At 70.2% G+C, this 13,646-nt stretch carries 13 protein-coding genes; 8 read left to right on the forward strand and 5 right to left on the reverse strand.

Annotated features, from left to right (window positions below):
- Positions 1–4 precede the first annotated feature (4 nt).
- The 7 genes from nuoK to ABH937_RS29665 all read left to right on the forward strand — a co-directional run bounded on the left by nuoK (position 5) and on the right by ABH937_RS29665 (position 7,541).
- Entirely contained in the window at positions 5–382 is a 378-nt protein-coding gene (gene nuoK, locus ABH937_RS29635; protein WP_370220037.1) for an NADH-quinone oxidoreductase subunit NuoK, read from the forward strand.
- A complete protein-coding gene (locus tag ABH937_RS29640; protein WP_280693299.1) occupies positions 379–2,382 on the forward strand; it encodes an NADH-quinone oxidoreductase subunit L in 2,004 nt (667 codons plus the stop codon). Before nuoK ends, ABH937_RS29640 begins: the two co-directional genes overlap by 4 nt.
- A gap of 58 nt (positions 2,383–2,440) precedes the next feature.
- The gene (locus ABH937_RS29645; RefSeq protein WP_280693298.1) at positions 2,441–4,000 is read left to right on the forward strand and encodes an NADH-quinone oxidoreductase subunit M; all 1,560 of its coding nucleotides are present in this window, start codon (positions 2,441–2,443) and stop codon (positions 3,998–4,000) included.
- Between the two features lie 3 nt (positions 4,001–4,003).
- Positions 4,004–5,560, forward strand: a complete 1,557-nt coding sequence (locus ABH937_RS29650; protein ID WP_370220038.1) for an NADH-quinone oxidoreductase subunit N — start codon at positions 4,004–4,006, stop codon at positions 5,558–5,560.
- A 150-nt stretch (positions 5,561–5,710) separates the two neighbouring features.
- Positions 5,711–6,568 (forward strand): zinc metalloprotease HtpX, encoded by an 858-nt coding sequence (gene htpX, locus ABH937_RS29655; protein WP_280693296.1) that lies wholly within the window; start codon positions 5,711–5,713, stop codon positions 6,566–6,568.
- Positions 6,569–6,608: 40 nt separating this feature from the next.
- Positions 6,609–6,905, forward strand: coding sequence for a YciI family protein (locus ABH937_RS29660; protein WP_280693295.1), 297 nt, complete (start codon positions 6,609–6,611; stop codon positions 6,903–6,905).
- A gap of 117 nt (positions 6,906–7,022) precedes the next feature.
- Positions 7,023–7,541: a hypothetical protein gene (locus ABH937_RS29665; RefSeq protein WP_370220040.1), complete on the forward strand. Its 519-nt coding sequence runs from the start codon at positions 7,023–7,025 to the stop codon at positions 7,539–7,541.
- A 233-nt stretch (positions 7,542–7,774) separates the two neighbouring features.
- Here ABH937_RS29665 and ABH937_RS29670 read toward each other — a convergent pair whose 3' ends face one another.
- The 3 genes from ABH937_RS29670 to ABH937_RS29680 form a co-directional block, all read right to left on the reverse strand.
- Entirely contained in the window at positions 7,775–7,972 is a 198-nt protein-coding gene (locus tag ABH937_RS29670) for a hypothetical protein (protein WP_370220041.1), read from the reverse strand.
- Positions 7,969–8,184, reverse strand: coding sequence for a hypothetical protein (locus tag ABH937_RS29675; protein WP_370220042.1), 216 nt, complete (start codon positions 8,182–8,184; stop codon positions 7,969–7,971). Before ABH937_RS29675 ends, ABH937_RS29670 begins: the two co-directional genes overlap by 4 nt.
- A gap of 293 nt (positions 8,185–8,477) precedes the next feature.
- Positions 8,478–9,698: a helix-turn-helix domain-containing protein gene (locus ABH937_RS29680; protein WP_370220043.1), complete on the reverse strand. Its 1,221-nt coding sequence runs from the start codon at positions 9,696–9,698 to the stop codon at positions 8,478–8,480.
- Positions 9,699–10,158: 460 nt separating this feature from the next.
- Here ABH937_RS29680 and ABH937_RS29685 point away from each other — a divergent pair, with 460 nt between their 5' ends.
- Positions 10,159–10,995 (forward strand): recombinase family protein, encoded by an 837-nt coding sequence (locus ABH937_RS29685; RefSeq protein WP_370220044.1) that lies wholly within the window; start codon positions 10,159–10,161, stop codon positions 10,993–10,995.
- A gap of 61 nt (positions 10,996–11,056) precedes the next feature.
- Here the strand turns inward: ABH937_RS29685 and ABH937_RS29690 are convergent, their stop codons facing one another.
- Together ABH937_RS29690 and ABH937_RS29695 are read right to left on the reverse strand one after the other, a co-directional pair.
- The gene (locus ABH937_RS29690) at positions 11,057–11,785 is read right to left on the reverse strand and encodes a hypothetical protein (protein WP_370220045.1); all 729 of its coding nucleotides are present in this window, start codon (positions 11,783–11,785) and stop codon (positions 11,057–11,059) included.
- A gap of 362 nt (positions 11,786–12,147) precedes the next feature.
- The gene (locus ABH937_RS29695; protein ID WP_370220046.1) at positions 12,148–13,578 is read right to left on the reverse strand and encodes a recombinase family protein; all 1,431 of its coding nucleotides are present in this window, start codon (positions 13,576–13,578) and stop codon (positions 12,148–12,150) included.
- Positions 13,579–13,646 lie beyond the last annotated feature (68 nt).

A 13,646-nucleotide genomic window follows, 5' to 3' on the forward strand; every position in this document is an offset into this window, starting at 1 on the left:
GCCGATGCACCTCGCCTACCCCGCCGTGCTCGCCGCGCTGCTCTTCAGCATCGGCGTCTACGGCCTGCTCGCCCGGCGCAACGCCATCCTGGTGCTGATGTCGGTCGAGCTGATGCTCAACGCCGTCAACCTCAACCTGATCGCCTTCGACGCCTGGCTGCGCGACGCGCTGCACGCCGGGCAGGCGCTCACCCTCTTCGCCATCACCGTCGCCGCCGCCGAGATCGGCCTCGGCCTGGCGATCGTGCTGCTGGTCTTCCGGACCCGCGGCACCGCGGACGTGGACCGGCTGCGGGCGCTCGGCGACCGCGCCGCCGAGGTCCCGGCCCAGTTCGACGGCGCGGCCACCGACAACGCGGCGAAGGGTCAGGCCGTCAAGTGAACATCGCCCTCCCCGCGCTGGTCCCGGCGCTGCCAGCGCTCGGTGCTGCCGCCACGTTCGCCACCGGGCGCCGGGCCCCCGGCTACGCCCGGCCGCTGGCGATCCTGCCGGTGGCCGCCGCCGCCGTGCTGGCCCTGGTCACCGCGCTGCAGCTGGGCACCGGCGCGACCCTGGACGTGGCCACCCGGCTCACCCCCACTGGCGGCCCGGAGATCTGGCTCGGCCTGCACCTGGACGGCTACACCTCGCTGATCTCGGTGCTGGTCGGCGTGGTCGCCACCTGCGTCCAGATCTACTCCACGGCCTACCTGCGCACCGACCCGCGCTACCCGTCCTACGCCGCGCTGGTCTCGCTCTTCACCGCCGCGATGTTCCTGGTGGTCTACTCGGGCGACCTGATCCTGCTGCTGGTCGGCTGGGAGATCATGGGCATCTGCTCGTACTTCCTGATCGGCCACCACTGGGAGACCGCGGACGCCAGGGCCGCCTCGCTCAAGGCCTTCCTGGTCACCAAGCTGGGCGACGTGCCGTTCCTGTTCGGCATCTTCCTGCTCGGTGCCGACGCCGGGACCTTCCGGATCCAGGGCGTGCTGGCGGCCGCCGCGCACGGGCAGCTGCACCACCCGACGCTGATCGCGCTGCTGCTGCTGGCCGGTGTGGCCGGCAAGAGCGCGCAGTTCCCGCTGCACACCTGGCTCCCGGACGCGATGGCCGGCCCCACCCCGGTCTCCGCGCTGATCCACGCGGCCACCATGGTCGCGGCCGGCATCTACCTGGTGGCCCGGCTGCTGCCGGTCTTCCTGCTCTCCGGCGCCGCGCTGGTGGTGCTGGCGGTGATGGCCGGGGTGACCATGGTCGGCTCGGCGCTCTGCGCGCTGGCCCAGGACGACATCAAGCGGGTGCTCGCCTACTCCACGGTCGGCCAGCTCGGCTACATGGCCGGCGCGCTGGCCAGCGGCGACCGTGAGGCGGCGGTCTTCCACCTGGTCAGCCACGGCGCCTTCAAGGCGCTGCTGTTCCTGGCCGCCGGCGTGCTGATCCACGCCGCGCACACCAACTCGCTCTCCGCGATGTCCCGGCTGCCCGGGCTGCGCGACCGGGTGCCGGACGCCCGCTGGACGCTGGGCATCGGCCTGGTCGCGCTGGTCGGCCTGCCGCCGTTCTCGGGGTTCTTCAGCAAGGAGTCGGTGCTCACCGCCGCCGAGCACGCGGCCACCGGGGACGCGCTGACCAACGGCGTGGGCCCCGCCGCCGCGGTGCCGCAGGTGGCCGGCTGGATCGTGCTGGTCACGGGACTGCTGACCGCGCTGCTCACCGCCGTCTACGCGACCCGGCTCTGGCTGCTCGCCTTCCCGAGCCGCCGGGCGGCCCAGGCGGCCAAGGCCCAGGCAACTGCTGCGGCACCCGTCGCCGAGCCGGGCGCACCGTACTCGCCCGAGCTCGACGAGGCCGATCCCGGGCAGAGCGAGCCGGCCGCGATGCGCTGGCCGCTCTGGGTGCTGGCGGTGCCCACGATCGGCTTCGGCGTGAGCAGCCTGCGCACCGACTGGCTGCCCAAGCTGCTGGACGGCGGCTCGCTGCGGCCGAGCCTGCCCACCGCCGTGCTCGGCACCGGGGTCGCGCTGGCCGGTGTGCTGATCGGCTACGCGGCCTGGCGCACCGCCACCGCCAAGGCCCGGCGGAGTCCGGCCGAGGCGGCCGCGCCGGTGCCCGACCCGGGCCGGGTGCTGCTCGGCCCGCTGCACGGCCCGGCGCAGCACGGCTTCCACCTGGACCGGCTCTACAGCCTGGCCTTCGTGCGCCCGACGGTGGCCGCCGCCGAACTGGTCAAGTTCCTGGACCGCGAGGTGGTCGAGGGCTACGTCCAGGCCTCCGGCGGGACGGCCAAGCTGCTCGGCTGGGTGGTGCGGCGCAGCCAGACCGGCAACGCGCAGACCTATCTGAGCGCGCTGCTGGCCGGCGTGGTGCTGATCGCGGTCTTCGTGGCGGTCGGTACATGAGGCACCTTCAGCTGATCACCCGTCACCCGTCCGCCCCGGCCCGCTCAGGGAGTCCCCGATGAACGCGCTCCTCATCGCCCTCCTGGTGCTACCGCTGCTCGGCGCCGCCGTCACGCTGGCCCCGGCCGGCCTCTTCGGCCCGGACGCCGAGACCCAGGACCGCCGCGCGCTGCGCTTCAACGCCGTGGTCACCGGGCTGGTGCTGGCGCTGGCCGTGGCGCTGACCGCCGTCTTCGACCACGTCCACCCGAGCCGGATGCAGGGCACGGTGAACCTGCCCTGGATCCCGGCCCTCGGAGTCCGCTTCCACCTCGGCGTGGACGGCATCTCGCTGCCGCTGGTGGTGCTGACCGCGCTGCTCACCTTCCTCTGCGCGCTCTACTCGACCAAGCGGCTTCCGAGTGGCGAAGGCACCCCGTCGGCGCGGGTCTTCACCGGGCTCTTCCTGCTGCTCGAAGTGGGCATGCTGGGCACCTTCCTGGTGCTCGACCTGCTGCTCTTCTTCGTCGCCTTCGAGATCGTGCTGATCCCGATGTTCTTCCTGATCGCGCGCTGGGGCAGCGGCGCCCGGACGGCCTCGGCCAACCGGTTCATCCTCTACACCCTGCTCGGCTCCGCGGTGATGCTGCTCGGCTTCCTGCTGATCGGCCTCAAGGCGGGCACCTTCGACATGACGGCGCTGGCCGCCGCGCACGGCCACGGGCTCTCGCACAGCACCCAGGTGCTGGCCGCGCTGGCGATCGGTCTGGGCCTGCTGGTCAAGGCGCCGGCCTGGCCGCTGCACAGCTGGCTGCCGGACGCGCACACCTCGGCGCCCACCGTCGGCTCGGTGCTGCTGGCCGGCGTGCTGCTCAAGATGGGCACCTACGGCCTGGTCCGGGTGCTGCTGCCGGTGGTGCCGCAGGGCGCCCACACGCTGGCCCCCTACCTCGGGGCGCTGGCCGCGGTCGGCATCGTCTACGGCTCGCTGGCCTGCCTCGCGCTCGCCCGGCCGGGCCGCAAGGGCGACCTGAAGCGGCTGATCGCCTTCTCCTCGGTGGGCCACATGGGCTTCGTGCTGCTGGGCATCGCCTCGCTCACCCCGGTGGGGGTGAACGGCGCGCTCTTCGCCAACATCGCCCACGGCCTGATCACCGGCCTGCTCTTCTTCATCGTCGGCGCGCTGAAGGACCGCTACGGGACGGCGGACCTGGACACCCTGGCCGGGGCCACCGGCGCCGCGCTCTACGGGCGCGCGCCGCGACTGGGCGCGCTGCTCGCCTTCGCCGCGGTGGCCAGCCTCGGCCTGCCGGGGCTGGCCGGCTTCTGGGGCGAGGTGCTGGCGATGTTCGGCGCCTTCGATCCGGCCGCGGGTCTCTCCCGGCGGGCCTTCGTCACCTTCATGGTGCTGGCGGGTCTGGGCACCCTGCTGACCGCCGCCTACCTGCTGACCATGGTGCGCCGGGTCTGCATGGGCGATCCGGCCCAGCCGGCCGTCGCCGAGCCGGCCGAGCTGCGCCCGTACGAGGCGGTCAGCTGGACCCCGCTGGCCGCGCTGACCCTGGCGGCCGGGCTCTGGCCGGCGCTGCTGCTCGGGCTCTTCGATCCGGCCGTCAAGCAGCTGCTGGCAGGTGGCTGACCGATGATCAGCACCCTTCACCCCCTGGGGCCCTCCGCCGTGAACCCGACCTCGCTGCTCGCCGTCGCCCACCCCGGCGCGCTGATCCAGTCCATCGACTGGGTGGCGATCGCCCCGCCGCTGATCGCCGCGGTGGCCGCACTGCTGGTGCTGCTCGCCGACCTGCTGCTGCCGGAATCCGGCAAGCGGCTGCTCGGCCCGCTCAGCATCGGGGGCCTGGCCCTCGCGCTGCTCGCGCTGCTGCCGCTGACCGGCGGCGCGCCGCGTGCGACCTTCTGCCTGCCGGGCGGTGTCGGCAGCTGCTCCTACGTGGCCGACCACTTCGCACTGGTCTTCCAGCTGCTCGCGCTCGGCGGCGCGCTGATCGCCGCGCTGCTCTCGCTGCACGCGGTCGACGAGGACCGGCTGCCGGCCGGCGAGTACTGGTTCCTGCTGCTCAGCAGCGCCGCCGGGGCCGCGTTGCTGCCCGCCGCCCGGGACCTGGCCACCCTGGTGATCGCGCTCGAGGTGGTCTCGCTGCCCTCGTTCGCGTTGGTCGCCTTCAAGCGCGACGGGCGCGGTGGCGAGGCCGCGTTGAAGTTCTTCCTCTCCTCGGTCACCGCGACCGCCGTGATGCTGCTCGGCGTCAGCTTCGTCTACGCCGCCACCGGCAGCCTGCACCTGGCCGCCATCAACGAGGGCCTGGGGCACGTCCCGGGCCGGCTCGGGCCGCTGGCCGAGGTGGGCGCCGCGCTGACCCTGGTCGGCTTCGCCTTCAAGGTCGCCGCCGTCCCGTTCCACTTCTGGGTGCCCGACACCTACGCCGGCGCCCCGCTGCCGGTGGCGGGCTACCTGTCGGTGGTCGGCAAGGCGGCCGGCTTCGCGGGCCTGGCGCTGGTCACCAACCTCGCCTTCCGCCCCTACGGCCACACCTGGGGCCTGCTGCTCGCGGTGGTCGCCGCCGTCACCATGACGACCGGCAACGTGGCCGCGCTGCGCCAGCGGTCCGACTCGGCGCAGGGCGCGGTGCGCCTGCTGGCCTGGTCCTCGGTGGCCCAGGCGGGCTACCTGCTGGTCCCGCTGGCCGCCGCCGGCTACGCGGGGACGGCCCATCCGCTGGGCGCCACGGCGGCCTACGCGCTGATCTACGGCCTGGTCAACCTGGGCGCCTTCGGGGTGGCGGCGGTGGTGGCCAGGACCAGCCCGGCCAACCGGCTGGACGACTACCGGGGCCTGTTCGCCCGCAACCGCTGGGCCGCGCTGGCACTGGCCTTCTTCCTGCTCTGCCTGGCCGGACTGCCGCCGGGCGTGGTCGGACTGTTCGGCAAGGTGGTGGTCTTCCAGGCCGCCGTGAACGCGGGTCTGGGCTGGCTCGCGGTGCTGATGGCGGTCAATGTGGTGATCGCCCTGTACTACTACCTGTTCTGGCTGGCGAAGCTCTTCGTGCCCGGCGCCGAGGCCGCCACGAGCCGGGTGCCCAGGCCGCTGGCCGCCACCCTCGGGCTGACCGCGGCGGCCGCCGTGGTGCTCTCGGCGGCGCCGCAGCTGGTGCTCCAGGTGGTCTCGGGGAGCCTCTTCTAGCTGGCGTCCAGCTCGTGCGTGCGAATCGTCGGGATGCGCACGGCCCGCTGCCGTGCGAGGAAGGGAACCTGGGCCCCGACGTCCACCGTTGACCAAGCACAGAGGGATGTGAACAGAGGGCTTCCCACCGCACCACTTGGAGGGGCTGCCGTGCACCGCCAGCACAACGGACTGAGGACGGCCGTCCTCCTCGGTGGACTGTCGGCACTGATCCTGCTGATCGGCAGCTTCTTCGGTCGCACGGGCCTGCTCATCGGCCTGTTCGTCGCCCTGGCGACCAACGGCTACGCCTACTGGAACAGCGACAGGCTGGCGCTGCGCGCGATGCGGGCCCGCCCGGTCAGCGAGATCGAGGCCCCCGGGCTCTACCGGATCGTCCGCGAGCTCTCCACCGCCGCCCGGCAGCCGATGCCCCGCCTCTACCTCTCGCCGACCGAGGCCCCCAACGCCTTCGCCACCGGCCGCAACCCGCGCAACGCGGCCGTCTGCTGCACCGACGGCATCCTGCGCCTGCTGGACGAGCGGGAGCTGCGCGGGGTGATCGGCCATGAACTCAGCCACGTCTACAGTCGCGACATCCTGATCTCCTCGGTGGCCGGAGCGCTGGCCTCGGTGATCATGTTCCTGGTGAATTTCGCCTGGCTGATCCCGTTCGGCCGCAGCGAGGACGACGACGGACCCGGGCTCCTTGGCGTCCTCGCCATCATGATCCTGGGCCCGCTCGCCGCGACCATGATCCAGCTGGCCGTCAGCCGCTCCCGCGAGTACCAGGCCGACGCCGACGGTGCCCGGATCACCGGCGACCCGCTCGCCCTGGCCGGCGCGCTGCGCAAGCTGGAGACCGGCACCCAACGCCTCCCGCTGCCCCCCGAGCCCCAGCTGCAGACGGCCAGCCACATGATGATCGCCAGCCCGTTCCGCACCGGCGACGCCGGCACCCGGCTGTTCGCCACCCACCCGCCGATGGGCGAGCGGATCGCCAGGCTGGAGCGGATGGCCGGGCGGTAACGTGGCCCCGACCGCACCCCGAGCCGCCGGAGGCCCGCTCATGTTCGTCGTCACCCTGACCTACACCGCCTCGCTGGAGCGGATCGACGAGCTGATCCCGGCTCATGTGGAGTGGCTGGACCGGAACTACGCGACGGGCGCCTTCCTCGCCTCCGGCCGCCGGGTCCCGCGCACCGGCGGGGTGATCCTGGCGCAGGCGGCGAGCCCGGCGGCGCTGGACGCGGTGCTGGCCGAGGACCCGTTCAAGAAGGCGGGCGCTGCCGAGTACCAGGTGGTGGAGTTCCTGCCGACCAAGACGGCGCCCGCGCTGGAGTCGCTGGCGGTGCACCCGAACTGACGGCGGGCCGGGGCCAACTGGTTGCCCGTCGGTTGCCCGTCGGTCGTGCCCCGCTCGTCATGGCGTCACCGGGCGGGGAAGGCAGCGGAGAAGGACCCGTCAAGGGAGGACCGCACCGTGTGCAACGACGAGAGTTGCCGGCACCACACCGCCGATGACGACCCGGACCCCGGCCGCCGCGCGCTGCTGCGGACCGGCCTGATAGCCGGGGCAGCCACCGCGCTGACCCTGGCACCGATCTCCTTCGCCGCCGCCGACGCACCGGCCCCGACCTCCGGCACCGACAGCCGGACCATCACCGGGCACCTGGACACCGGGGTCGCCGACTTCGTCCACCTGCCGGTCGAGGTGCCGCACGGCGTCCAGCAGATCGCCGTCTCCTACAGCTACGACAAGCCCACCGTGCCGGCCGGCGTCCCGGGCAACTCCTGCGACATCGGGATCTTCGACGAGCGCGGCACCGAGCTCGGCGGGGCGGGCTTCCGCGGCTGGTCCGGCGGGTTCCGCACCTCCTTCGCGATCAGCAACGGCACGGCGACCCCCGGCTACCTGCCGGGGCCGGTCCGGGCCGGGACCTGGCATGTGGTGCTCGGACTGTACACCCCTCGGGATGCAGGGCAAGCGGTGTTCGCCTGAGCAGCGAAACGCCCCGCCCATGCGCCACGGGGGCAACGCACGAACGGGGCAGGCCCGTGGGGAGGGAGAACCCTTTCCGCCTCTCCACGGGGGTTCAGGGGTGCCAGTGGCGGCTCTCCTGGTTGAGCTTCCGTACAGCTTCCCGCAAGCGCGCGGTGGTGTCGGACTCGGCGGGCTCCAACGGGGGTGTAGAAGGCTCAGCCTGGCTTTCCGGCTCAGGGTCCGACGGGGGCTCAGACCACACCGCCGCACTGTTCATCGGTGGCACCTCCCCGGGGGTCCGGACATTCCGGCGCGTGCTTCTCCCGCAGCCGGGCGACGGCACCCAGCTGGTATCCGTTCCCGGCGTACTGGCACGCTGCCGCATCCAAGTACTGGCAGGTTCGGCAGTTGTTGACCGTGGTTCCGGCCGGGCGCTCGGTGGCGGTCACCTGGCCTCCCCCACGCGCGTGCACGTGCCCTGCCAGCGGTGCCTGTCGCGCTTGATCCGCACATCGGCCAGCGCCGACTCGTCCCGGTAAAACCGGCCCTTCCCGAGCAGCACTTGTCGTGCCTGCTCGGCCTGCGTGTCCAACTCGGCGCAGACGGTGCAGTCGGGTGGCGTGGTGGCTCCGGGTTCGGGGGTTGCCTCAGGCAGCGTCATCGGTCAGCCCCCTGTCGGGGCACTTCTCGCCGCCGCACTCGCAGAACGGCCAGTCGACCGGTAATCCGCGCCCACCGTTCGTGGCGCGCTCGAACCACAGCGGGTCGTACTCTGCCAGGATGGCCGCTGACACGGCGGCGCTGGCCGACTTTCGGGGCACGGTCCATCGCTGCTGGCTGTCTTGCCTCTCCACTGGCTACGCCCCTCCATAGGTGAGTGCCCGTCACGTCGGGAAGACGGTACGGGCACTCGGAGGGTGCGAGGGGCACAGTTTGTACCCCCTAGAGGTCCAGCTAGGCAGCGACTCCCGTTGCGGTGGCTAGCTCACGCGCACTGCTCCGGACAGACGGAGGCCCGTCGAGCAGTGCTCGGACCATCGCATGAGTCTCCTGGTTCCAGCGAGCCGTCTCGGGGGCCACCTCGACCGCACTGTTAAGCATCGTCGCCACCTGGTCATGCTCCCCCCGCATCGCATGGGCGCGGGCAACTTCGATCAAGTGCCTTGCCCGCCTAGGTAGCGCCGGTACAGCCTCGGGTGTCAGTCGATCCGCCCAGCGGAGCGCCGTGCCAGCCTGGCGAAGCTCAACCGCAACGGTCACAGCGTGAAGAGGAATTACCCGAGCAGAACCGGAAGTTGGCGAGTTCCAGAAGTCAGCTGGCAAGGACCCCGCAGCCTCCTCCGCACGGTCGAACCAGCCCCACGCTTCGCCAGCCTCACCAGCTGTGGCGTGCGTGATTGCCGCATGGAACGCCATGTCCGCCCATGCCCCAGCCAACCGTGCGGAGTCCCGCCTCACCGGGTCGAGCAGCCGCAACGCCTCCTCGGTCAGCGTCTGCGCGCTATCCCACTGCCCGGACTTTCGGAACGCCTCCACCAGGAACCAGCAGGCTTGGCCGACTGCCACTAGGTCCCCAGAGGCTCGGGCGGTCGCCAGAGAGCGTTCAGCGACACGCCAGACCAGGTTGCCATCCCCTTGGTACGACGCAAACATCTGAACCAGGTTGAGTGCGGAGGCGTAGGCCGCTTCCGCCCTCCTCCGGTCGGGGCACTCCGGGTGCGACGCTGCAACCGATGCTGTCGCCACGAGTGACGGTAGAAGGTCTCCGAGGGCCGTCCGGTGATCCCCACGGGAGTCTCGCGCTCGCCACGCCCCGGCCAGCTGCGCCGCCACGTGGTCAACGTTGGGCACCGGTCCTGCCGCAAGCCCCAATGGCGCAGCATCGACCGCGCGACGGACCACAGCAAGAGCAGGATGCTCCGTGCCCGAGAAGAGCGCCCGAGGCATCGACACGTCGCCGGTCAGCATCGACAGGTCATCAATGTCCAGGTGGCCCGCAATCTTCACCAGCATTGGCAGCCGTGGCGGGAGCAAGCGGCCGGACTCCACCGCCTTAAGCCAGCCTTCCGAGCGTCCCACCAGTCCGGCCAGCACAGCGCGAGACTTGCCCGCGCGTTCACGAAACAGCTTGATGCGCTTGCCAACAGGCAGCGCCGGATCAAGAGCCATCGCCATGCGCTCAGAGTAGGGCCATCCGGGGCCACCTGACGGTGCGCCTTGGGATACCCCCCCACCCTCTAATTCGCGGCGGCGTGCGCGGACCTTGGGGCCGGGTCCGCAAGTGCTCATGCGCTAGAGATTGACCTACCCCCCGGTACCCCCATACGTCCGCACAGGGAGTCACACCGCCATACGCAGCGCCCACCCTGGTGCAGCACCCCCACCCCCGCAGAGTCCAGGGAGCGCGTCCCGTCGGTCAGGCTAGGTCGCTCGGGCTTGGGCTGGAAGCCGTCGGCACAGCTGCAAGTGACGGAGAGTCGCCAGCACGAGCCGTCTCACAATCGATCGAATATGAGACGGCATGGTGCAGCTTGCGACCATGTCCGTTTTGGTCAGGATCGCCAGTCTCAATACTCGTCTCAAAAGATCCTCGTGAGATCTATGTTCTGAGACACGTTTGTGAGACGATCTCTGCATGACGACGAACGCCGAAGCGGCTACCCAGGTCGAACGCCACGACTGCCCGAAGTGCACCGCCCCGGCTGGTAGCCCTTGCCGGACGACAGCGGGCAAGGTGGCAGCCAGCTACCACACGGGACGGTTCACGCTCGTTCCCTCGCTTAAGGCCGAGCTGACCGTGAAGACCCCGGCCGACCGCAACCCCGGTAAGCCGTGGACGGCAGGCGCAGCGCCGGTTGTGCGGGTCGCTGACGTTGCTCCTGGTGCTGCCATCCGGATCGGATACGCGCGCTGCTCCACGGCCCGTCAGGAGCTTCAGAGCCAGCTTGACGCGCTCAGCCGAGCGAACTGCAAGCGCGTGTTCTCCGAGAAGATCAGCACCCGGATCAAGGTCCGCCCCGAGTTCGAAGCCGCACTTACGCTGGCTCGTGAGATCAAGACCGCAGCGCCCGATCAGGCTGTGATCCTCACCGTGCACGAGATGAAGCGTCTTGCCCGCAGCGCAGCCGAGTTGATGGCTCTCAGCGCTGCTCTCCAGGCTGACGGCATTCAGCTTGAGATCCTGTCGGGCCCGCTCCAGGGCATCCACGACCCCAACGGCGCCGGAGCGATCGTATTCGCCGTGCTGGCCGTCAGCGCTGAGGTAGAGCGCGAGGGCATCCGCGAGAAGACCATGGAAGGGCTCGACACGGCAGCGAGCAACGGCAGGCACGGCGGACGGCCGACCGTGATCACCGAGGACAAGCTTGCGATTGCCCGCGCCAGGCAGGCCAAGGGCGAGAGCGTGACCGCGATTGCCAAGGCCCTGGAGATCAGCCGAGCGACCCTGTACCGGGCGCTGGCCGCCGAGTAGGGCGCAGCAAGGCAAGAGGACCACCTACCGAGTCGGTAAGTGGTCCTCAGTCATTTCCTGGTCAGCTGGCAGTCACCGGGAGCGCAGCGCCCCGCCAGCCCTCATAGCCGGACAGCTTCCGGCGAGCACCAAACCGCCTGTCCATCGCAGCGAACAGCACGCTCTTGCCCGTACGGGCCCCCAGCGACCGAGCAAGGGCAGGCTCAGCCACGCTGAATGCCTCCCACACGGCCGACGTGCGCACATGCTCAGTTCGCGGCGCAGCGGACAGGCGCGCGACCCAGTCCGCCGGATCCTTCATCGCAGCGCGAAACGCGTCGAACTGTGAAGCCTGCGAGAGGAGTTGATTTGCACGGCCAACCGAGGCAGACCGCATCTCTTCGGCAATGTCCCGAGTGCGGTGGGCAGTCACGTAGTCAACAGCGATGCGCATCCGAGCATCCTCAAGATCCAGCAGTCGGCGAACCTCGCCCATCTCTGCGCTCAGGCGGTCCTCTTCGTCTTCCGTCCGGGCATCTGGCATTGCCTCATAAAGCTCGGAAAGTCGGTCGCGCAGCTTCGTCCGCCGGGCGGCAGCGCTACCAGCAGCATCCATCTCGACCGCCACGGCAAGCAGCCACTCACCCATGCCCCGGCGGATCAGCGGCAAGTCACGGTACTCGCCACCCTGCGTCACCCACTGGCCCCCATCCCACACGAACGGCACCACCGGCACTTCCGGGCCCGAGGCCACAGCGGCGGCAGCCTCCCAGACCCGGAGCGCGAGCGCGTCATCTACGTACTTCCCCAACCGAACTCCTCGAAAGTGTCTATGCCATTTCACCCCCGCTGTCTTTCCAGAGGTGAGCCAGAAGTGAACCATCAAGGACTGACAGCACTCTCTAGGTGACTCTCCAGAGGCAAGAAACGGCAGGTCAAAGCCACTATAGGTGAATAGAGAGGGTCAAATAAATAATTACCCTGCTGTGAAACCGAAACGCGCTCCACAACCGTCATTCGTCACCGCGTGCGTCATGTGACGAGGGAGCGGCGGCGAAGACTGAACGAAGCACCTCCACGGAAGCCCTGTGCGGGCGTCTGCGGGCACGAGAGAACCCCGCCCGACCACGGGGGCCAGACGGGGCTATACGGGCTGCTACAGGCCGGGACTGGCTAAGCGGCAAGGGCTACCGCGTCGGCGGCTGAGTCGTTCCCCCATGTGATCGCCACACGTCCGCCGGGCTGTCCGGCGGGGTGCACGGTGATCTTGCAGCCGTAGTCGGCGAGCATCGCGCGCCGCTGATCCTGTGTCGCGCCGTCCCATGCTTCCCGCAGCAGCGTGTTCGTGAGGGTCCTCGTCTCAGTCACCTCAGGGGCGTGCTCAGCACTTAGGCGGGCGTACGTGGCTTCAAGCTCGGTGAGCTTGGCAACGAGGGTCTCCAGTGCCGGGCCGCCCACCTTCGCCACGGCCTTCGTGACCCGCTCCCGCGACGCGTCAAGGTCGGCCATTTCCGCACTGTGGTCAACCCCGCCGGAGTAGGTGACCTCGTACAGGGGCTCGTTACCGTACTCGGCGCGAAACTCGGCGAACACCATGGGGTCGAGCATGTGCGCCCGGATCGAACTGTGGCCCTTCTCGCACTTGTAGACGCGATTCCTTGGGCCTTTCCCGCCCTGAGTCTTGCGGGTGACTCCACCGGTCATCTTGCAGCCACGGCCGCAGTACATCACGCCAGCGAGCCACGGTGCGTCCTGTCGCTCAGTCCGCTCTCCCACCTCAAGTTCCGCCAGTCGATCCTGAATCCGGCGATAAGTGGCAGCGTCAACGACCTCCGGGCCGAACCGAACGGGTGTCACACCGTCCTCATCGACTACAAGCTCGCCCTTGTACTGGCGCCACCCGCGCAGCACCACCCCACGAAGCAGATTGCGCCACTGTGCCCGTCCGATCGGCAACGGCTGGGCCGTGGCAGCCAGAGACCCACCCTTGCCACCGGCCAGCAGCGCGTCTATTTGCTTGCGGCACAGGGCAACGTTGTCGTCATCCAACGCTAGGTAGGCCGGAGCCTTCGCGTACTCGCGCGTCAGCTTGTACGGGAAGGGGGCGGGGCCGCCACTCCATCGACCCTGAGCGCGCCGCTCCTGGTGCGCGTCCTTGATCCGGTCCGTGATGGTGTCGCGCTCCCACTCAGCCAGCGCGGCCAGGATCGTAGCTATGAGCTTGCCGTTGGTGCTGCCGGTGTTCAGCTCACCGTCTGTCGTGGCCAGCGTGACGCCATGTTCCTTGGACCACGCGACGAGCTTCAGGAACTCCGAGACGGACCGGGCGAACCGGTCGAGCTTCCACGCGATCACCACGCGCGGCCGGTCGGCGAGGATGCGCGCCATGCCCTCCGTGCGGGACTCCAGCTCAGACGCCCCGGATACGTCCTCGTCGATGTACTCAACGGCGGTGTCCGGATCGAGCCCCAGTGCGATGGCCTGAGCACGGCAGGCACGGCGCTGGACATCGATCGACGACGAGTCGTCAGAGGCGCGGGACAGGCGGAGGCTGAACGCAAGCTCCGGGCGGGCGGTGGACATGGTGGCAGGGGTGGTCTTCACGGCCGTACTAGGGCGCGTGGAATTCCTGCGAGGGCGCGTCCTTGCGCTGATCAGAGCAGTTGTGCCGG

It is taken from the genome of Kitasatospora sp. GAS1066B, assembly GCF_041262605.1.
In the GTDB taxonomy this organism is placed as follows: Bacteria; Actinomycetota; Actinomycetes; order Streptomycetales; family Streptomycetaceae; genus Kitasatospora.